Origin of the sequence: Streptococcus sp. OH4692_COT-348, from assembly GCF_003859975.1 — a bacterium.
Classification (GTDB): Bacteria; Bacillota; Bacilli; order Lactobacillales; family Streptococcaceae; genus Streptococcus.
On the sequence record NZ_RQZB01000002.1, the window covers coordinates 147,741 to 168,949 of the forward strand.

Sequence of the window (21,209 nt, forward strand, 5' to 3'; positions counted from 1 at the left end):
AAAATAGAAAAGGAAATAGAACTATGACAAAACACATTCAATGGAACGGAACACTTTCACAAGAAGGCTATGACATTTTAAAAGGTGAGGGCGGATGTATCGTTTGCCCTACAAAAGTCGGTTATATCATCATGACTAGCGATAAGGTAGGACTTGAACGTAAGTTTGAAGCTAAAGAACGTAACCGTAACAAACCAGGTGTTGTTCTCTGCGGTAGCATGGATGAGCTTCGCGCCTTAGCACAACTCAACCCAGAAATTGAAGCCTTCTACCAAAAACATTGGGACGAAGATATTCTTCTTGGTTGTATCCTTCCTTGGAAACCAGAAGCCTTTGAAAAACTTAAAGCATACGGGGATGGTCGTGAAGAACTGATGACTGACGTTCGTGGTACTAGCTGTTTTGTTATCAAGTTTGGGAAAGCTGGTGAACAATTGGCTGCCAAACTTTGGGAAGAAGGCAAGATGGTTTATGCCTCATCAGCTAACCCATCTGGAAAAGGAAACCGTGGTAAGGTAGAAGGTATCGGAGAACGCATCGAAGGGGCAGTTGACCTTGTTATCGAGGCAGACGACTATGTGGCATCAATCCAGCCTGACAAAACGATTGAAACTCGCTACGAGCAAGGTGTGATGGTCTCTATGGTCGATAAAGACGGCAAACTCATCCCAGAACAAGGAGGAGCACGCTCAACTTCACCAGCTCCAGTTGTAATCCGCAAAGGGCTTGACATTGATAAGATTATGATGCACCTGTCAGACACCTTTAACTCATGGGACTATCGTCAGGGCGAGTATTATTAGGAGAAAAAAAGTCTAGTGTTATGAGGGAATACCCCACTCTACACTAGGATTTTCTTTAGAAATTCTTTTCTTTTTTATAGGGTATGATATTCTATATATGAAATATCTAGTTTTTTATTCGAACATTATTATAAAAGGAGTAAGATTGATGCTGAAAAGAAAAATTAGTTTGGAAGATTTTTATGATTGGTACCAAGAAAATAAAATAAGATTAAGAGAAGATGCATCTAAATATAGTATTTACAATGAACAATTACGTGAAGAATTTCTTAAAGAGTGGCCACTTGATAGAATTTTAACCATGTCTATTGATGATTATGTTATTGGGAAAGGTGCTAAAAGTAATTCTTTTTGCTATAGTCTTGAGAGGGGGAAATACAAATCTTTATTTTTAGGTATTGGAGGAGGAGGCTCTTCAAAATTTGGTATTTATTGGAATGAGGATACTCAAAGCTATAAAAATCAAGCTAATAAAATCATTCCTATATCTGAATTGGAGCAACGTTTTAATAAACTAAAAAGAGATCTGTATCAGATTATTCAAATCGGTAGTAAACTTGATTTTGACAATCCTATATTTGATATGAAAAAGTCCACAAATGAATTTATTGGTCGTTCTGCTGTGGTGACAAAACTACTTTGTATTTATTCTGAGAACAATTCTTTTTTAGGAGCAAATATGAATAGTCAGAATGAATTTTGGAATAGGTTGATTCCTCAAAGTAATCAAGGAGGACCCTATCGTCAGAATCATGAGATTTGTAAACTATTTTCTAAAACCTATCCTGAACTAGAATCTTCAATTTTGGGAAGCATTTTATTTGAATATTCAACACAATTTCTATACGATAAAGAAAAGAAAGAAGAAAAAATGTCTGCAGAATATAAGGTTTATCATCCATTGAGTCAAACTCTACTACAATCCAGAAACCTCATCCTCCGTGGTGCTCCTGGCACAGGAAAAACTTATCTTGCTAAAGAAATTGCGGCAGAGCTAACTGGTGGTAATGAAGATCAAATCGACTTTGTACAATTTCACCCTTCCTATGATTATACGGATTTTGTAGAGGGGTTGAGACCGGTATCAAATGGGGATGGAGCTATTGAATTTAAATTACAAGATGGTATTTTTAAAGATTTTTGTCAGAGAGCGAAAGAAGCTCAGAAAACTGGAGGCCAAGATAATTTTGAGGAAGCGTGGGATCTTTATCTTGAATATGTAAATAGCAGAGATGAAAAAGAATATTTGACAGAATTTTCCTATCTCACAGTAAATAGTAGAAATAATTTTAATATCAATTATGAAACTAAGTCCCAAGGAACTTGCTTAACAAAATCTTATGTTTATGAACTCTATAAAGATGAAAAATATCTGAAACAGCCCTATTATCGTAACCAAGGAAAAAAAGTCCTTGAAATTTTAAAGAAAAGATTTGGTTTGAAAGACTATATCTCTCCAACAGAGATCAACACAGACAAGAAATTCGTCTTCATCATTGATGAAATCAATCGTGGTGAGATTTCTAAGATTTTTGGCGAACTCTTTTTCTCTATCGACCCTGGCTATCGTGGTGAAAAGGGATGTGTTTCTACCCAATATGCAAATCTACACGAAACTGATGAAAAGTTTTATATCCCTGAAAATGTCTATATCATCGGAACTATGAATGATATTGACCGCTCAGTGGATACCTTTGATTTTGCTATGCGTCGTCGCTTCCGTTTTGTTGAAGTTACTGCCGAGAGTCAAGTTAGTATGCTAGACGATGTTCTCGGTGATGAAGCAAAAGAAGCGAAAAAACGTTTAAGAAACTTAAATGCTGCTATCGAGAACGTTCAGGAGCTAAACAGTCATTATCATATCGGACCAAGTTATTTCCTTAAGTTGAAGGATGTAGATTTTGACTATGAATTACTCTGGTCTGATTACCTCAAACCGCTTTTGGAAGATTACTTACGGGGTTCTTATGAAGAGGATGAAACTCTGGAAACATTGAAAAATGCATTTGATCTGACAAATAATGAGCAAACAGAACCCCAAGATACTGGTGATAATGATGCGAATCACTGATAATCAGCATAGAATTACTAAGGAAGATTTTGTCGCAGAATATCCCAAACTAAGTCAAGCACTTCTTGATAGAACACTGGATAACCTTTCTAAAGAGGACAATATCTTTATTTTTCCAAATGATTTGACTCATACTCCTGATTTGGATAAGGACCAAAAGATTTTTGAAACAATCAATCAGGAAATTAAAACAGGTAATGTGATTGGTTTTCTGGGTTGTAATCAGGAGAGATTAACGATTTCTTCTCGCTTTTCTGATAAATATAACGACTACTTTTTGCATTATCTCTTACAAAAGGTTCTCAATATCAATCTGACTAGTTTGGATGTTGGTCTATCTCCTGAGGATAAACTCTATCAACTCTTGGTTTACCTCTTTCCAAAGTATTTGCAAGCCGCTCTTCGAAAAGGTCTTTATAAGGAATACCAGAGATTTTTCCATAACGATAGTCATGTAAAGGGAGCCGTTGATGTAGGAAATCATCTTAAGAAAAATCTTCCTTTTACGGGAAATATTGCCTATACAACAAGAGAGTTTGCCTATGATAATCCACTCATGCAGTTGATTCGGCATACGATTGAGTATATAAAGACTCAAAAAAGTTTCGGAGTTATGCTCGATAATAATCGTGAAACTATAGCTGAAGTTACGCGTGTAACCTCAGCTTATAAACTAGCTGATTGTGCTAAATTTATCAGAATAAATAAAACCAAACCTCTTCGTCATGCTTATTTTCGAGAGTACAGAAAGTTGCAAGAGCTTTGCCTGATGATCCTAAATAGAGAAAAGAATGGTTTAGGATACCAAGAGCAAAAAATCCACGGTATTATTTTTGATGTTTCCTGGCTTTGGGAAGAGTATGTTTACACCTTGTTACCAAAAGGATTTTTGCATCCTCGGAATAAAGAAAAGAAAGGAGGTATCCTAGTATTTTCTGATGGGAAACGAAAAGTCTATCCAGATTTTTATGATAGAGAACGAAAGATTGTTCTAGATGCTAAATATAAAAAACTTGAAGATACTGAAAAAGGAATCAACCGTGAGGACTTGTTCCAGTTGATTTCCTATTCTTATATTTTAGAAGCTGAGAACGCTGGACTAATTTTTCCTAGTATAGAGCAGTCAGTAAATAGAGAAATAGGAAAAGTAGAGGGGCACGGAGTCTTGCTTAAAAAGTGCTCTATCCAAATCCCTCAGAAGGTTTCATCCTACAGTGAGTTTTGTGAAAAGATGGAAAGTTGCGAGGAAATTTTTAAAAGGAATATTGATGAGGAAGTGGCGGGAAATAAATAGAGAGTGTAAAGAATTTCCTCTATAAAAACCGAAGACAAACATCATTTTAGTGTTTGTCTTTTTAATATCTTCAGCTTGGACTTACCAACTTTTCTTGTGTAACGTAGATTGTGGTATTCTTTGTCTGTACCAAGAAGCCAATCCACCTTTTCTTTTAGTCTCTGCTACAGTTTCTAGTACGAAGCTTCCCTTTCTTTCCACGAGGGCAAGTATAAGTGAATACAAGTGTAATATCTTGGTCAAGGTGGATTCTTAATCTTGAAAATAACGACTGTAATTCTTTCTATAAGTCATAAAATGTGGAATATTAATATCATTGTTCAAATTAAAAAAACAAAAACTAGTGATAGGAGGTATTGTCCTTAATGTTCTTTATAATTTGGCACATGGATGGAATATTGTATAAGAATTGGATGAGAGTTTTTGAATAGTATATAGTAGGTTTAAAACTAGAGCACCCTTTATCATTGAAATAAGCATCTGAAACAAAGCTACAGATGAAGGAAAATCAATGTCTCGTTCAACCTGACTAATAAAATGATTTGACTAATAAGATCATCAAGCGTGTAAAAAATAAATTAATTGCTGTTGTAGTCTGGATTTCCTCTGTGAAACATAGGGGAAATCTTATATCTAGTATATGACCAGTGCAAAAGAAAAGCCCTTAGAAACTTCTAGTCTAAGAACTTTCTATACTATTATTTTACTCCCACTCAACGGTTGCAGGTGGTTTACTTGTAATATCGTAGACGATACGGTTAACGTGATCCACTTCGTTTACGATACGTACAGAAATCTTTTGAAGGACTTCCCAAGGAATCTTAGCAAAATCAGCAGTCATACCATCGATAGAGGTGATGGCACGGATTGCAATCGTGTAGTCATACGTACGACCGTCACCCATAACACCGACTGAACGAACACCTGTATTAACTGTGAAGTATTGCCAGATATCGCGGTCAAGACCAGCTTTGGCAATTTCTTCACGAAGGATAGCATCTGATTCACGAACTGTTTCAAGTTTTTCTTCAGTAATTTCTCCCATGACACGGATAGCAAGTCCTGGTCCTGGGAATGGTTGGCGCCATACGATATGGTCTGGCATGCCAAGTTCTGTACCAAGGGCACGAACTTCATCTTTATAAAGAGTATTGAGTGGTTCAATCAATTCAAACTGCATGTCTTCTGGAAGACCACCCACGTTGTGGTGTGACTTGATCGTTTGAGCTGTATCTGTACCAGATTCGATAACGTCTGTATATAAGGTACCTTGAGCAAGGAATTTTACATCTTTTAGCTTGCTTGCTTCGTCATCAAAGACATAAACAAACTCGTTACCGATGATTTTACGTTTTTGTTCAGGGTCAGAAACGCCAGCAAGTTTATCAAGGAAACGTTTAGCAGCGTTTGCTTTGACGATATTCAAACCAAACTTACCACCAAGCATGTCCATAACTTGATCTGCTTCACCTTTACGAAGAAGACCGTGGTCTACGAAGATACAAATCAATTGATCGCCAATAGCCTTTTGGAGAAGAACTCCAACGACAGATGAGTCAACCCCACCTGAAAGGCCAAGAAGGACACGTTTATCACCAACAGTTTCACGAATTTTTTGGATCTGCATATCAATGAAGTTATCCATTGACCAGTCGCCTTTAGCCTTACAGATGTTAAGGGCAAAGTTACGAAGGATGTCATTACCGTATACAGAATGACGAACTTCTGGGTGGAATTGGATACCGTAAATGTGTTTATCTGGGTTTTCAATGGCTGCATAAGGGCAGTCAGCTGATGTTCCAGTACGAACAAAGTCAGCAGGAATCTCAGTAACTGCATCACCATGGCTCATCAAAACAGTCTGTTCATCAGGTGTTGATTCAAAAAGAGCTGATGGTGTGTGAGTTAGGGTTGATTGACCGTATTCACGATTTCCAGCATCACCTGCAGGAACAACTTTTCCTCCAAGTTTATGGGTCAATAACTGCATACCATAACAAATTCCCAAAATAGGAATTCCAAGTTCGAAGATTTCTGGGTCAATATCAAATGAACCATCTTCGTATACAGAGTTTGGTCCGCCTGAAAGGATAATTCCTACAGGATTGATTTCACGAACTTCAGCAGCTGAAATTTTATGGCTTTTTAGTTCTGAAAAAACACCAATCTCACGGATACGGCGTGAAATCAGCTGGTTGTATTGGCTACCATAGTCCAATACGATGATTTTTTCGACATCTTTCAAATCAGTTGAAATGTTACTCATCTTTTTCCTTTCTCAAAAGAAATATCTTTTCCAATATTCTAACACAAATAAGGGCGAATTACCAACTAAACAAGGCGAAGTTTGACTTTTTCTAGTTTATTGGGGTACAATAGAGAAAAGATAGAAATGAAGTGAAAATATGCTACCTGCTTATATGAAAATCCATGATCAGATTAAAAAGGATATTGACGATCACCGTTGGGCTATTGGGGAGAGGCTTCCTAGTGAACGAGATTTAGCAGAGCAGTTTGAGGTCAGTCGCATGACCCTCCGCCAAGCTGTATCTCTATTAGTTGAAGAAGGTGTCTTAGAGCGCCGCGTAGGAAGTGGCACCTTTGTTTCTAGTACTCGGGTACAAGAAAAGATGCGAGGGACAACCAGTTTTACTGAAATTGTTAAGTCCCAAGGTAAAGTACCCTCTAGCCAGCTCATTTCCTACAGAAAAACCATTCCCAATGAGCAGGAAGTTGCCAAGCTAGGAATTTCTCCAACGGACAATATTATCCGAATGGAGCGGGTCCGATATGCCGACCAAGTTCCTTTAGTTTATGAAGTTGCTTCTATTCCTGAGAAATTTATTAAGAATTTTAAAAAAGAAGAAATCACCAGTCATTTCTTTCAAACCCTGCAAAAACACGGCTACCGTATCGGTAAATCACAGCAGACCATCTATGCTCGTCTTGCTAAAGAAAAGATTGCCCACTATTTGGAAGTTGAAAGAGGACATGCTATTCTTGGTTTGACTCAGGTTTCCTACCTAGAAGACGGGACAGCTTTTGAATACGTGAAAAGTCAGTATGTTGGCGAACGTTTTGAATTTTATCTTGAGAATAACTAGTCTAGAAAGGCTAGGTTTTTTGCTTTCTTAAAAGATTAGAATTGTCAAAACAATCTGTCTAGGCTTGATTTTATCGCTTATTTACTATAAAATGAGAAGGAAAAACGTCAAACTTTTATATTGCAAATAGGAGAAAACATGACAAAAACATTAAAACGTCCTGAGGTTTTATCACCTGCAGGGACTTTAGAGAAGCTAAAGGTAGCTGTTCAGTATGGGGCAGATGCTGTCTTTATCGGTGGTCAGGCCTATGGTCTTCGTAGCCGTGCAGGAAACTTTACCTTTGAACAAATGGAAGAAGGTGTCCAGTTTGCTGCCAAGTACGGTGCAAAGGTCTATGTAGCTGCCAACATGGTTATGCACGAAGGAAATGAAGAGGGGGCTGGTGAGTGGTTCCGTAAACTGCGTGATATCGGGATTGCAGCAGTTATCGTATCTGATCCAGCCTTGATTATGATTGCAGCGACTGAAGCACCAGGCCTTGAAATTCACCTTTCAACTCAAGCCAGTGCGACTAACTATGAAACTCTTGAGTTCTGGAAAGAACTGGGCTTAACACGTGTTGTTTTGGCGCGTGAAGTTTCAATGGAAGAATTGGCAGAAATTCGCAAACGTACAGACGTTGAGATTGAAGCCTTTGTCCACGGAGCAATGTGTATTTCTTACTCAGGTCGCTGTACGCTATCAAACCATATGAGTATGCGTGATGCCAACCGTGGTGGTTGTTCTCAGTCTTGTCGTTGGAAGTACGACCTTTACGATATGCCATTTGGGAAAGAACGCAAGAGCTTGAAGGGTGAAATTCCTGAAGAATTTTCTATGTCAGCCGTTGATATGTCTATGATTGACCATATCCCAGATATGATTGAAAACGGTGTGGACAGTCTGAAGATCGAAGGACGTATGAAGTCTATTCACTATGTTTCAACTGTAACCAACTGCTACAAGGCGGCTGTTGATGCTTATCTAGAGAGTCCAGAGAAGTTTGAAGCTATCAAGCAAGACTTGATTGATGAGATGTGGAAGGTTGCCCAACGTGAATTAGCAACAGGTTTCTACTACGGTACACCATCGGAAAATGAGCAGTTGTTTGGTGCTCGTCGTAAAATTCCTGAGTATAAGTTTGTTGCTGAAGTGGTTTCTTATGATGATGCGACACAAACAGCAACTATTCGTCAACGGAACGTTATTAACGAAGGAGACCAAGTTGAGTTTTATGGCCCAGGTTTCCGTCATTTTGAAACGTATATCGAAAATTTACATGATGCCAAAGGCAATAAAATAGACCGCGCTCCAAATCCAATGGAACTCTTGACAATCAAAGTCCCACAACCTGTTCAAGCTGGAGACATGGTTCGAGCTCTTAAAGAAGGTCTCATCAATCTTTATAAGGAAGATGGAACTAGCGTCACAGTGCGTGCTTAATAAACATGTAGGAGACGAAAGCTTTCTAGTTGCTTTCCCTTTAATCCTACTTACTAAAGAACCTTAGGTTAAAGAAAATATATTAATTTCCATCCGAGATTTCATCTCGGATTTTTTCATTACTTTTCAGAAAGGTCAAGATAATGGTCGGATTTATTACAAGTTTTTTACAAAGTTTTCTATATAATAGACTTAAAAATAGTAAAATTGTAAATAATTTTCATTAAACGCTTTCAACGTAAGTAAAAAGTTGACAAATCCAATTTTTAGGACTAAACTAAGTAAGTAAATTTTAATTAAAAGGAGAATTCGTCATGAATTTAACATTTTTCGGTCTATGTCTTGCCTGTATGGGTGTATCTCTTGGTGAAGGTATGTTGATGAACGGTTTGTTGAAATCAGTTGCTCGCCAACCAGATATCATCTCAGAACTACGTAGTTTGATGATCCTAGGGGTTGCCTTTATTGAAGGTACTTTCTTCGTTACTCTTGTCTTTTCATTTATCATCAAATAAAAGAAGTATAAATTGAAAAAGGGAGGATTTTAGATGGAAGAAAGTATTAATCCAACCATCAATATTGGTCCTGTTACCTTTAATTTAACCATAGTAGTTTTGACTTTGTTGACTGTAGCACTTATTTTTGGCTTTATTTATTGGGCAACTCGAAATATGACTTTGAGACCCACAGGAAAACAAAATGTATTAGAGTATTTATTTGATTTTGTTGTTGGATTTACAAAATCAAACCTTGGTCCAATGATAAAGGATTATTCTCTCTTTTATTTCTGTTTATTCCTATTTATGGCCATTGCAAATAATATTGGCTTAATGGCTAGAATTCAGACTACAGATGGTGTAAATCTTTGGACCTCACCAACAGCAAATTTGTCATTTGACTTGGTCTTGTCTTTTACAATTATCTTAATGACCCACGTAGAAGGAATTCGTCGTCGTGGAATCAAAAAGTATTTAAAAGCATTTGTAACACCAGGTTTTATGACACCAATGAATCTCTTGGAAGAAGTTACCAATCTCCTTTCACTTGCATTGCGGGTCTTTGGTAATATCTTTGCAGGGGAAGTGATGGCAAGTATGTTAGTCCTACTTTCTCATCAGGCCTTCTATTGGTATCCTATTGCTTTTGGAACAAATCTAATCTGGACTGCATTTTCTGTTTTTATTTCTTGTGTACAAGCATATGTATTTACATTGTTATCTTCAATGTACCTAGGAAATAAAATTAATGATGAAGAATAGAAAGGAGTAGTTTATGAATGTAACAGTAGGTGAATTACTTGGTGATTTTATACTAATCGCTGGTTCCTTTATTCTCTTGCTAGTCTTGGTTAAGAAATACGCTTGGTCAAATTTGGCTAGCATTTTCGAACAAAGAGCAGAAAAAATTGCAGCAGATATTGACGGAGCTGAACAAGCACGTCAAAAAGCAGAAGTATTGGCTCAAAAACGCGAAGATGAATTGGCTGGTAGTCGTAAAGAAGCTAAGACAATCATTGAGAATGCGAAAGAAACAGCTGAGAAAAGCAAAGCTAGTATTTTAGCAGATGCTAAGCTAGAAGCAGGACGCTTGAAAGAAAAAGCGAACCAAGAAATTGCTCAAAATAAAGCTGAAGCTTTACAAAGTGTTAAGGGTGAGGTAGCAGATTTGACAATCAGCTTGGCTGGTAAAATCATCTCACAAAACCTTGACGGTCATGCCCATAAAGAACTTATTGATCAGTATATCGATCAGTTAGGAGAAGCTTAATGGACAAGAAAACAGTAAAGGTAATTGAAAAATACAGCATGCCTTTTGTCCAATTGGTTATAGAAAAAGGAGAAGAAGACCGTATCTTTTCAGACTTAGCTCAAATCAAGCAAGTTGCTGAAGAAACAGGCTTACCTTCTTTTTTAAAAAAAGTGGCAGTAGACGAGTCTGACAAGGAAAAAACAATTACTTTCTTCCAAGATTCAGTGTCACCTTTATTGCAAAACTTTATCCAGGTTCTTATCTACAATCACAGAGCAAATCTTTTTTATGATATTCTTGTAGATTGCTTGAACCGACTTGAAAAAGAAACAAATCGATTTGAAGTGACGATTACTTCAGCTCATCCTTTAACTGATGAACAGAAGAGTCGCTTGCTCCCTTTGATTGAGAAAAAAATGTCTCTTAAAGTAAGGAGTGTAAAAGAACAAATCGATGAAAGTCTTATTGGTGGTTTTGTCATTTTTGCCAATCACAAGACAATTGATGTGAGTATTAAACAACAACTTAAAGTTGTTAAAGAAAATTTGAAATAGAAAGTGGTGTTCTTTTGGCAATTAACGCACAAGAAATCAGCGCTTTAATTAAGCAACAAATTGAAAATTTCAAACCCAATTTTGATGTGACTGAAACAGGTGTTGTAACCTATATCGGGGATGGTATCGCGCGTGCTCACGGTCTTGAAAATGCCATGAGTGGAGAGTTGTTGATTTTTGAAAACGGCTCTTATGGTATGGCTCAAAACTTGGAGTCAACTGATGTCGGTATTATCATCCTAGGTGACTTTACAGATATCCGTGAAGGCGATACAATCCGCCGTACAGGTAAAATCATGGAAGTCCCAGTTGGTGAAAGTCTGATTGGTCGTGTTGTGGATCCCCTTGGTCGTCCAGTTGACGGTCTTGGAGAAATCCACACTGATAAAACTCGTCCAGTAGAAGCGCCAGCTCCTGGTGTTATGCAACGTAAGTCTGTATCAGAACCATTGCAAACTGGTTTGAAAGCTATTGACGCCCTTGTACCGATTGGTCGTGGTCAACGTGAGTTGATTATCGGTGACCGTCAGACAGGGAAAACAACCATTGCGATTGATACAATCTTGAACCAAAAAGGTCAAGATATGATCTGTATCTACGTAGCGATTGGACAAAAAGAATCAACAGTTCGTACTCAAGTAGAAACACTTCGTCAGTACGGTGCCTTGGACTACACAATCGTTGTGACAGCTTCTGCTTCACAACCATCTCCATTGCTCTTCCTAGCTCCTTATGCTGGGGTTGCCATGGCGGAAGAATTTATGTACCAAGGTAAGCATGTTTTGATCGTTTATGATGATTTATCAAAACAAGCGGTAGCTTATCGTGAACTGTCTCTCTTGCTTCGTCGTCCTCCAGGTCGTGAAGCCTTCCCAGGGGATGTTTTCTACCTTCACAGCCGTTTGCTTGAGCGCTCAGCTAAAGTTTCTGATGAACTTGGTGGTGGATCAATTACAGCCCTACCATTTATCGAGACACAAGCAGGAGATATCTCAGCCTATATCGCAACCAACGTGATTTCAATCACTGATGGACAAATCTTCCTTGGTGATGGTCTCTTCAATGCAGGTATTCGTCCAGCCATTGATGCGGGTTCATCTGTATCACGTGTAGGTGGTTCTGCACAAATCAAAGCCATGAAGAAGGTTGCTGGTACACTTCGTATCGACCTTGCTTCATACCGTGAGTTGGAAGCCTTCACTAAGTTTGGTTCTGACTTGGATGCGGCAACACAGGCTAAGTTGAACCGTGGACGTCGTACAGTTGAAGTTTTGAAACAACCTGTTCACAAACCATTACCTGTTGAGAAACAAGTAACCATTCTCTATGCTTTGACACATGGTTTCTTGGATACTGTTCCAGTAGATGATATTGTTCGTTTCGAGGAAGAGTTCCATGCCTTCTTTGACGCTCAACATCCAGAGATTTTGGAAACCATTCGTGATACAAAAGACTTGCCAGAAGAAGCAGTCTTGGATGCTGCGATTACAGAGTTTCTCAATCAAACCAGCTTCCAGTAAGAATAGAGGTGTCAGATGGCAGTATCTCTAAATGATATTAAAACAAAAATCGCCTCAACAAAAAATACGAGTCAAATCACTAATGCCATGCAAATGGTATCGGCTGCTAAGCTTGGTCGCTCTGAAGAAGCTGCTCGCAACTTCCAAGTTTATGCTCAGAAAGTTCGCAAGCTCTTGACAGATATCCTTCATGGTAATGGTTCTGGTGGCTCAACCAATCCGATGTTGATTAGTCGTCCTGTGAAGAAGACAGGCTATATCGTCATTACTTCAGATCGCGGTTTGGTTGGAGGTTATAATTCTTCTATTCTAAAAGCCGTTATGGAGTTGAAAGAAGAATACCATCCAGACGATAAAGGCTTTGAAATAATCTGTATCGGTGGAATGGGAGCTGATTTCTTTAAGGCTCGTGGTATTCAACCCCTTTATGAACTACGTGGCTTGGCGGATCAACCTAGCTTTGATGAAGTTCGAAAGATTATTTCAAAAACTGTTGAAATGTACCAAAATGAACTTTTTGATGAACTCTATGTCTGCTATAACCACCATGTCAATACACTAACCAGTCAAATGCGTGTGGAACAAATGCTTCCGATTGTTGACTTGGATCCAAATGAAGCGGATGAAGAGTACAGCTTGACTTTTGAATTGGAAACCAGCCGAGAAGAAATTCTGGAGCAATTGTTGCCTCAGTTTGCAGAAAGTATGATTTACGGTGCCATTATCGATGCTAAGACAGCTGAAAATGCTGCAGGTATGACAGCTATGCAAACAGCAACAGATAATGCTAAGAAAGTCATTAATGATTTGACAATTCAGTATAACCGTGCCAGACAGGCGGCGATTACACAAGAAATTACAGAAATCGTAGCAGGAGCTAGTGCCTTAGAATAGGCTCTAGTCCAGCTTGTATGAAAATGAACTTAGGACCTAGTTGAGCTAGGAACCGACAGTATCTTATATAGAATAGGAGAAGGAGATGAGTTCAGGTAAAATTGCTCAGGTTATCGGACCCGTTGTAGACGTCTTGTTTGCAGCAGGGGAAAAACTTCCTGAGATTAACAATGCACTTGTCGTCTACAAAAATGACGAAAGAAAAACAAAAATCGTCCTTGAAGTAGCCTTAGAGTTGGGAGATGGTATGGTTCGTACTATCGCCATGGAATCAACAGATGGTTTGACTCGTGGAATGGAAGTATTGGACACAGGTCGTCCAATCTCTGTACCAGTAGGTAAAGAAACTTTGGGACGTGTCTTCAATGTTTTGGGAGATACCATTGACTTGGAAGCTCCTTTCACAGAAGATGCAGAGCGTCAGCCAATTCATAAAAAAGCTCCAACTTTTGATGAGTTGTCTACCTCTTCTGAAATCCTTGAAACAGGGATTAAGGTTATCGACCTTCTTGCCCCTTATCTAAAAGGTGGTAAGGTTGGACTTTTCGGTGGAGCCGGAGTTGGTAAAACCGTCTTGATCCAAGAATTGATTCACAACATTGCTCAAGAACATGGTGGTATTTCAGTATTTACTGGTGTTGGGGAACGTACTCGTGAGGGGAACGACCTTTACTGGGAAATGAAAGAATCAGGCGTTATCGAGAAAACAGCCATGGTATTTGGTCAGATGAATGAACCACCAGGAGCACGTATGCGTGTTGCCCTTACTGGTTTGACAATTGCTGAATACTTCCGTGATGTTGAAGGCCAAGACGTGCTTCTCTTTATCGATAATATCTTCCGTTTCACTCAGGCTGGTTCAGAAGTATCTGCCCTTTTGGGTCGTATGCCATCAGCCGTTGGTTATCAACCAACACTTGCTACGGAAATGGGTCAATTGCAAGAACGTATCACATCAACCAAGAAAGGTTCTGTAACCTCTATCCAGGCTATCTATGTGCCAGCGGATGACTATACTGACCCAGCGCCAGCAACAGCCTTCGCTCACTTGGATTCAACAACAAACTTGGAACGTAAGCTGGTACAATTGGGTATCTACCCAGCCGTTGACCCACTTGCTTCAAGCTCACGTGCCTTGGCACCTGAAATCGTTGGAGAAGAGCACTATGCAGTTGCTGCTGAAGTAAAACGTGTTCTTCAACGTTACCATGAATTGCAAGATATCATTGCTATCCTTGGTATGGATGAGCTTTCTGATGAAGAAAAGACCTTGGTTGCTCGTGCCCGTCGTATCCAGTTCTTCTTGTCACAAAACTTCAACGTTGCGGAACAATTTACTGGTCAGCCAGGTTCTTATGTTCCAGTTGCTGAAACTGTTCGTGGCTTTAAGGAAATCCTTGATGGTAAACATGACCAGTTACCAGAAGATGCCTTCCGTGGTGTAGGTTCTATCGAAGATGTGATTGCAAAAGCTGAAAAAATGGGATTTTAAGAGGTGATCTATGGCTCAGTTAACTGTCCAGATCGTGACACCAGATGGTCTCGTCTATGATCACCATGCCAGCTATGTATCAGTTCGAACTCTGGATGGTGAGATGGGGATCTTGCCACGACATGAAAATATGATTGCGGTTTTAGCAGTTGATGAAGTAAAGGTGAAACGTATTGATGATGAAGATCACGTGAACTGGATTGCAGTAAACGGAGGCGTTATTGAAATTGCAAATAACACCATCACAATCGTTGCTGATTCTGCAGAACGTGCTCGTGATATCGATGTTAGCCGTGCAGAACGTGCTAAGCTTCGTGCGGAGCGCGAAATCGAAGAAGCCCACGAAAAACACTTGATTGATCAAGAGCGTCGTGCTAAGATTGCTTTGCAACGTGCTATTAATCGTATCAATGTCGGAAAAAGACTATAAGAAAAAATGAACTTGAGTTACCAAGTTCATTTTTTATGTTTTCTTAAGAGGCAAAACTGATGCAGACTGCTTCTGGTACATGGAAGTCGTTAGAAAGTTCTGCTAGACGACCAGTTTCAGGATTGCGTTTAAAGACAGTTGCATTGTCAGAGTCCTGATGGACAGCAATGACAAATTCTTGATTCGGTGTCAAATCAAAATCACGTGGAGTCTGACCATGAGTCGGAACGATTTCTAACAACTCTAAGCTACCGTCTGCAAGAATTGTATATACTGCGATAGAATCATGACCACGGTTAGAAGCGTAGAGGTATTTACCATCTTTAGAGAGACGAATAGCAGCAGTTCCATTAAAACCTTCGTAACCTTCTGGTAGAGTTGAAATAACTTGCATGCGTTCAAATTCGCCAACACCATCGTAGATTAAAACTTCGATAGTACTATTGAGTTCACAAACCAGATAAGCGATTTTATAGTGGTTATGGAAAATGATATGGCGTGAGCCTGCTCCTGGCTGACTGTGATAGGTATAGAGTTTAGATAATTTACCTTCTTGATCAAGGTCATAAGTGATGACTTGGTCAGTTCCCAAGTCGCAGGTCACTAGATAGTGGTCAGGTGTTAAGTCTGTAAAGTGAACATGGGGTGAAGCTTGATTTTCATGTGGACCTTGGCCACTGTGTTGATCTACATCACTAAGTAGAAGGCTGCCGTCTTCCTGACGTTTATAAACAAGAACCTGCCCTTTGTGGTAGTTAGCTGCGTAAACCAAATCACGATTTTCATCAACGGCAACATAACAGTGGGGGGCTCCTTCTTCCACAACATGATTTAATAAGGTTCCATCAGTTTGATAGGCTGCAATTCCCCCCTTATCATCTTGACTACCAACAGTGTATAAATGTTGGTAGTGGTCAAAGGCAAGGTAGGTTGGACTTGGCTCAGCTGCAAAAAGTTCTAGATTTGAAAGCTGACCAGTTTCTGTATCAAAGTCTGCCTTGTAAATCCCTTGGGAAGTACGACGTGTGTAAGTTCCAAAATAAACAGTTTCTTTCATGACTATACCTCGTTATAAAGATAAGACTATTATATCACAAAATAGATTCACAATATGATATGCGGTACAATTCAATGGTATGTAAGCACTTTAAAAAAGAGTTATTTTGATTTAAAAATGGTATAATGAGAGAATAATAGAAAGGAAGTATTTATGGAGCAAAAAGAGAAACATTTTAGCCTATCTTGGTTTTTCAAGTGGTTTTTGGATAACAAGGCAATAACTGTATTTTTGGTAACCTTATTATTGGGACTGAATCTTTTTATTTTAAGTAAGATTAGTTTTTTATTTTCACCTGTTTTAGACTTTTTAGCAGTTGTAATGTTGCCAGTCATTCTGTCTGGTTTACTATACTATTTATTGAACCCCATTGTTGATTGGATGGAGAAACACAAAATTAATCGTGTTATAGCGATTAGTATTGTCTTTGTCATCATCGCTATCTTTATCGTTTGGGGATTGGCAGTAGCTATTCCAAATCTGCAACGTCAAGTTTTAACCTTTGCAAGAAATGTACCTATCTACCTTGAAGATGCAGACAGAGTTATTAATGATTTGGTGACCAAGCGTTTGCCAGATGATTTCAGACCTCAGTTAGAGCAAGTTTTGACAAACTTCTCAAGTCAGGCTACAGTTTGGGCAAGTAAAGTTTCTTCACAAGCAGTCAACTGGGTGAGCGCCTTTATTAGCGGAGCTTCTCAAGTGATTGTGGCCTTGATTATCGTTCCTTTCATGCTCTTTTATCTCTTGCGTGATGGGAAAGGGCTGCGAAACTATTTGACCCAATTCATGCCGACGAAATTGAAGGAACCTGTAGGACAGGTTTTGTCAGATGTGAATCAACAGTTGTCCAACTATGTTAGAGGGCAAGTAACAGTAGCTATTATTGTAGCAGTAATGTTTATTATCTTCTTTAAGATCATTGGTCTACGCTATGCGGTTACGCTTGGGGTTACTGCTGGTATTTTAAATCTGGTTCCTTATCTTGGTAGTTTCCTAGCCATGCTTCCTGCCCTTGTATTGGGCTTGATTGCAGGACCAGTCATGCTTTTGAAAGTAGTGATTGTCTTTATCGTAGAACAAACTATTGAAGGCCGTTTTGTTTCTCCACTGATTTTGGGAAGTCAATTAAACATTCATCCCATTAATGTTCTTTTTGTCTTGTTAACTTCAGGATCCATGTTTGGTATTTGGGGAGTCTTACTCGGTATTCCAGTTTATGCCTCTGCTAAGGTTGTCATTTCAGCGATTTTTGAATGGTATAAGGTAGTTAGTGGCCTATATGAACTAGAGGGTGAGGAAGTCAAGAGTGAACAATAGTCAACAGATGTTACAGGCTTTGGAAGAGCAAGATTTAACCAAGGTTGAGCACTATTTCGTCAAAGCTTTAGAAAGTGATCCAAGTGACCTTCTGTATGAGCTAGGCACTTATCTTGAAGGGATTGGTTTTTATCCTCAGGCTAAGGAAATTTACCTGAAAATCGTAGAAGATTTTCCAGAGGTTCATCTCAATCTAGCAACAATTGCTAGCGAGGATGGTCAAATTGAAGAAGCCTTTGCCTATCTTGAGGAAATCAAATCTGACAGTGACTGGTATGTGTCGGCTTTGCTTCTTAAGGCAGACCTTTACCAGATGGAAGGTTTGACAGATGTGGCGCGTGAGAAACTGCTGGAGGCTTTGACCTATTCAGAGGATCCTCTCTTGATATTGGGCTTGGCAGAGTTGGATAGTGAGTTGGAAAATTACCAAGAAGCTATTCAAGGCTATGCCCAGTTAGATAATCGGTCGATTTATGAGCAAACGGGCATTTCTACCTATCAACGGATTGGCTTTGCCTATGCCCAGTTAGGGAAATTTGAAACGGCTACAGAGTTTTTAGAAAAAGCCTTGGAGTTAGAATACGATGACCTAACAGCTTTTGAGTTGGCTAGTCTTTACTTTGATCAAGAAGAATACCAAAAAGCTGTCCTCTATTTTAAGCAGATTGATACCATTTCTCCTGACTTTGAAGGTTATGAGTATGGGTACAGTCAGGCCTTACATAAGGAACATCAAGTTCAAGAAGCTCTGCGTATCGCTAAGCAAGGCCTAGAGAAAAATCCCTTTGAAACTCGCCTCTTACTAGCTGCTTCACAATTCTCTTATGAACTGCATGATGCTAGTGCTGCAGAAAATTATCTCCTTACTGCAAAAGCAGACGCTGAGGATACGGAAGAAATCTTACTCCGTCTAGCTACTATTTATCTGGAACAGGAGCGTTATGAGGACATTCTAGACTTGCAGAGCGAGGAGCCAGAAAATCCTTTGACCAAGTGGATGATTGCTCGTTCTTATCAAGAGATGGACGATTTGGATACTTCCTATGAGCTTTACCAAGAGTTGGCAGGAGATTTGAAGGACAATCCCGAATTTCTGGAACACTATATCTATCTCTTGCGTGAATTGGGCTACTTTGAGGAAGCAAAAGTCAATGCGCAAGTTTACTTAAAACTGGTTCCAGATGATGTACAAATGCAAGAATTGTATGAGAGATTGCAGGAATAAAATGTTTTAAAACTATATCTTATCATTTTTGATAGATATAGTTTTTATTTTTATTAACAATGTAATTTTTTTATAAAAATAGTTGTAATTTAGTTTATGTATGCTATAATAGGAACAATTATTTTTAGGAGGTGCAGTATGTCTTATTTGTTTGAGATATTACCGAGTTTATTGAGCGGTGCAAGCATGACTTTACAGGTTTTTGCACTGGTCTTGATTTTTTCTATTCCCTTGGGCGTTTTGATTGCCTTTGCCTTGCAAGTCCATTGGAATCTCCTCCATCATCTGATTAACATTTATATCTGGATTATGCGGGGGACACCCTTGCTCTTGCAATTGATCTTTATCTATTATGTGCTCCCAAGTATTGGGATTCGTTTGGACCGTCTTCCTGCGGCTATCATTGCCTTTGTTTTGAATTATGCGGCTTACTTTGCTGAAATCTTCCGTGGAGGGATTGATACCATTCCTAAAGGTCAATATGAGGCTGCCAAGGTCTTGAAGTTTAGTCCCTTTGACACAGTGCGCTATATTATCTTACCACAGGTGACCAAGATTGTTCTTCCTAGTGTCTTTAATGAAGTCATGAGTTTGGTCAAGGATACCTCTCTGGTCTATGCTCTAGGCATTTCAGACCTTATCTTGGCTAGTCGAACAGCTGCCAACCGTGATGCTAGTCTGGTCCCTATGTTCTTGGCAGGAGCCATTTACTTGATTTTGATTGGGATTGTGACCATTCTTGCCAAAAAAGTTGAGAAGAAGTACAGTTACTATAGATAGGAGGTTGCCATGTTAGAATTACGAAATATCAATAAGGGATTTGGTGAAAAGCAAATTTTATCTAATTTCAGTCTAAAAATTCCTGAAAAGCAAATCCTGGCTATCGTTGGGCCTTCTGGTGGAGGTAAGACAACTCTCTTACGTATGCTTGCGGGTCTTGAAACTATTGATTCTGGGCAAATCTTTTATAATGGAGAATCTTTAGAACTGGGTGAATTGGAGAAGCGAAATCTACTGGGATTTGTCTTCCAAGATTTTCAACTTTTCCCTCATTTATCAGTTCTAGATAATTTGACTTTATCACCTGTGAAAACTATGGGGATGAATCAGGAAGAGGCTGAGAAGAAGGCGCGTGGACTCTTGGAACAGTTAGGACTGGCTGGCCATGCAGACGCCTATCCATTCTCACTATCAGGTGGGCAAAAGCAACGGGTGGCCTTGGCGCGTGCTATGATGATTGACCCAGAAATCATAGGTTATGATGAGCCGACTTCTGCTCTGGATCCAGAATTGCGCTTGGAAGTGGAAAAACTGATCTTGCAAAATAGAGAACTTGGAATGACGCAGATTGTCGTTACCCATGATTTACAATTCGCTGAAAACATCGCAGATCAGATTCTCAAGGTTGAGCCCAAGTAGGAGGTGCCGATGACTAATAAGAAAATTGCTTTAGTATTGGTTTCTCTCCTGACTCTTTTTTTAACAGCTTGTACTCAAAAGGCTAGTGATCCAAAGCAGGATAACTGGGATAAATATCAAGAGCAGGGGAGTATAACCATTGGTTTTGATAATACCTTTGTACCCATGGGTTTTGAAGAAAAGAATGGCCAATATACAGGCTTTGATATTGACTTAGCACAAGCTGTCTCTGAAAAATTAGGTTTTAAGGTTCAATTTCAACCAATCGACTGGGATATGAAGGAGACGGAACTGCAAAATGGGACCATTGATGCCATCTGGAATGGCTATTCTGCCACTGATGAACGTCGAGAAAAGGTTGCCTTTAGCATTCCATATATGGAAAATCAACAAGTTTTGGTCACTAAGAAAAATAAACAAATCAAATCAGTGGAAGATATGATAGATAAGAGCCTAGGAGCCCAAGCTGGTTCTTCTGGTTATTTAGACTTTGAAGCCCAGCCAGATTTATTGAAAAATCGCGTCAAAGATCAGAAGGCCAATCAGTACCAAAGTTTTAATGAGGCCCTGATTGATTTGAAAAATGACCGTATTGATGCCTTGTTGATTGACCGAGTGTATGCCAATTATTATCTTCAGTCTGAAGGAATATTAAATGACTATAATGTCTTTTCAGTTGGATTTGAGAGTGAATCTTTTGCTGTAGGTGTCAGACCTGCTGACAAAAGATTACTGCAAGCTTTAAATCAATCCTTTGTTGAACTACATCAAGAAGGGAAGTTCCAGGAAATCAGCCAAAAATGGTTTGGAGAAGATGTGGCAACGAAAGAAGTGAAAAGTAGAGATTGAGTG

20 protein-coding genes are annotated in these 21,209 nt (G+C 39.1%); 18 read left to right on the forward strand and 2 right to left on the reverse strand.

Annotated features, from left to right (window positions below; translation table 11 throughout):
• Positions 1–23: 23 nt before the first annotated feature.
• From EII37_RS01600 to EII37_RS01610, 3 genes are all read left to right on the forward strand, one after another.
• The gene (locus EII37_RS01600; RefSeq protein ID WP_124787369.1) at positions 24–803 is read left to right on the forward strand and encodes an L-threonylcarbamoyladenylate synthase; all 780 of its coding nucleotides are present in this window, start codon (positions 24–26) and stop codon (positions 801–803) included.
• Positions 804–951: 148 nt separating this feature from the next.
• Entirely contained in the window at positions 952–2,874 is a 1,923-nt protein-coding gene (locus tag EII37_RS01605) for an McrB family protein (RefSeq protein WP_124787410.1), read from the forward strand.
• Positions 2,861–4,168: an McrC family protein gene (locus tag EII37_RS01610; RefSeq protein WP_124787370.1), complete on the forward strand. Its 1,308-nt coding sequence runs from the start codon at positions 2,861–2,863 to the stop codon at positions 4,166–4,168. Before EII37_RS01605 ends, EII37_RS01610 begins: the two co-directional genes overlap by 14 nt.
• Positions 4,169–4,871: 703 nt before the next feature.
• On the opposite strand, the gene guaA is transcribed toward EII37_RS01610, so the two are convergent.
• On the reverse strand, positions 4,872–6,434 hold the full coding sequence (guaA, locus tag EII37_RS01615) for a glutamine-hydrolyzing GMP synthase (RefSeq protein WP_124787371.1): 1,563 nt from the start codon (positions 6,432–6,434) through the stop codon (positions 4,872–4,874).
• A gap of 139 nt (positions 6,435–6,573) precedes the next feature.
• Between guaA and EII37_RS01620 the strand changes: the two genes are divergently transcribed.
• From EII37_RS01620 to EII37_RS01665, 10 genes are all read left to right on the forward strand, one after another.
• Positions 6,574–7,272: a GntR family transcriptional regulator gene (locus tag EII37_RS01620; RefSeq protein WP_124787372.1), complete on the forward strand. Its 699-nt coding sequence runs from the start codon at positions 6,574–6,576 to the stop codon at positions 7,270–7,272.
• A 138-nt stretch (positions 7,273–7,410) separates the two neighbouring features.
• Positions 7,411–8,697, forward strand: a complete 1,287-nt coding sequence (locus EII37_RS01625) for a U32 family peptidase (RefSeq protein ID WP_124787373.1) — start codon at positions 7,411–7,413, stop codon at positions 8,695–8,697.
• Positions 8,698–9,011: 314 nt separating this feature from the next.
• The gene (locus EII37_RS01630; RefSeq protein WP_001054560.1) at positions 9,012–9,212 is read left to right on the forward strand and encodes a F0F1 ATP synthase subunit C; all 201 of its coding nucleotides are present in this window, start codon (positions 9,012–9,014) and stop codon (positions 9,210–9,212) included.
• Between the two features lie 33 nt (positions 9,213–9,245).
• Positions 9,246–9,956, forward strand: coding sequence for a F0F1 ATP synthase subunit A (gene atpB, locus EII37_RS01635; RefSeq protein ID WP_000392870.1), 711 nt, complete (start codon positions 9,246–9,248; stop codon positions 9,954–9,956).
• Positions 9,957–9,969: 13 nt separating this feature from the next.
• The gene (atpF, locus tag EII37_RS01640) at positions 9,970–10,464 is read left to right on the forward strand and encodes a F0F1 ATP synthase subunit B (protein ID WP_020902744.1); all 495 of its coding nucleotides are present in this window, start codon (positions 9,970–9,972) and stop codon (positions 10,462–10,464) included.
• Positions 10,464–11,000 carry a F0F1 ATP synthase subunit delta gene (locus tag EII37_RS01645; protein WP_124787374.1) on the forward strand — a complete coding sequence of 179 codons (537 nt, stop codon included), beginning with the start codon at positions 10,464–10,466 and terminating at the stop codon, positions 10,998–11,000. Before atpF ends, EII37_RS01645 begins: the two co-directional genes overlap by 1 nt.
• Positions 11,001–11,014: 14 nt before the next feature.
• Positions 11,015–12,520, forward strand: coding sequence for a F0F1 ATP synthase subunit alpha (atpA, locus tag EII37_RS01650; RefSeq protein WP_000996629.1), 1,506 nt, complete (start codon positions 11,015–11,017; stop codon positions 12,518–12,520).
• 15 nt (positions 12,521–12,535) lie between these two features.
• Positions 12,536–13,414 carry a F0F1 ATP synthase subunit gamma gene (locus tag EII37_RS01655; RefSeq protein ID WP_124787375.1) on the forward strand — a complete coding sequence of 293 codons (879 nt, stop codon included), beginning with the start codon at positions 12,536–12,538 and terminating at the stop codon, positions 13,412–13,414.
• 85 nt (positions 13,415–13,499) lie between these two features.
• Complete coding sequence (gene atpD, locus EII37_RS01660) at positions 13,500–14,906, forward strand: F0F1 ATP synthase subunit beta (protein ID WP_000094358.1); 1,407 nt, start codon at positions 13,500–13,502, stop codon at positions 14,904–14,906.
• 10 nt (positions 14,907–14,916) lie between these two features.
• Entirely contained in the window at positions 14,917–15,336 is a 420-nt protein-coding gene (locus EII37_RS01665; RefSeq protein ID WP_000068045.1) for a F0F1 ATP synthase subunit epsilon, read from the forward strand.
• A gap of 43 nt (positions 15,337–15,379) precedes the next feature.
• Here EII37_RS01665 and EII37_RS01670 read toward each other — a convergent pair whose 3' ends face one another.
• The gene (locus tag EII37_RS01670) at positions 15,380–16,393 is read right to left on the reverse strand and encodes a lactonase family protein (RefSeq protein WP_124787376.1); all 1,014 of its coding nucleotides are present in this window, start codon (positions 16,391–16,393) and stop codon (positions 15,380–15,382) included.
• Between the two features lie 153 nt (positions 16,394–16,546).
• Here EII37_RS01670 and EII37_RS01675 point away from each other — a divergent pair, with 153 nt between their 5' ends.
• The 5 genes from EII37_RS01675 (at position 16,547) to EII37_RS01695 (ending at position 21,206) form a co-directional block, all read left to right on the forward strand.
• Entirely contained in the window at positions 16,547–17,713 is a 1,167-nt protein-coding gene (locus EII37_RS01675; protein ID WP_124787377.1) for an AI-2E family transporter, read from the forward strand.
• The gene (locus EII37_RS01680; protein ID WP_185695934.1) at positions 17,703–18,938 is read left to right on the forward strand and encodes a tetratricopeptide repeat protein; all 1,236 of its coding nucleotides are present in this window, start codon (positions 17,703–17,705) and stop codon (positions 18,936–18,938) included. The genes EII37_RS01675 and EII37_RS01680 overlap by 11 nt, the downstream gene beginning before the upstream one ends.
• A 138-nt stretch (positions 18,939–19,076) precedes the next feature.
• Positions 19,077–19,718, forward strand: a complete 642-nt coding sequence (locus tag EII37_RS01685; RefSeq protein WP_124787378.1) for an amino acid ABC transporter permease — start codon at positions 19,077–19,079, stop codon at positions 19,716–19,718.
• A gap of 9 nt (positions 19,719–19,727) precedes the next feature.
• On the forward strand, positions 19,728–20,357 hold the full coding sequence (locus EII37_RS01690) for an amino acid ABC transporter ATP-binding protein (protein ID WP_124787379.1): 630 nt from the start codon (positions 19,728–19,730) through the stop codon (positions 20,355–20,357).
• 9 nt (positions 20,358–20,366) lie between these two features.
• The gene (locus tag EII37_RS01695; protein ID WP_124787380.1) at positions 20,367–21,206 is read left to right on the forward strand and encodes an amino acid ABC transporter substrate-binding protein; all 840 of its coding nucleotides are present in this window, start codon (positions 20,367–20,369) and stop codon (positions 21,204–21,206) included.
• Positions 21,207–21,209: the final 3 nt, after the last annotated feature.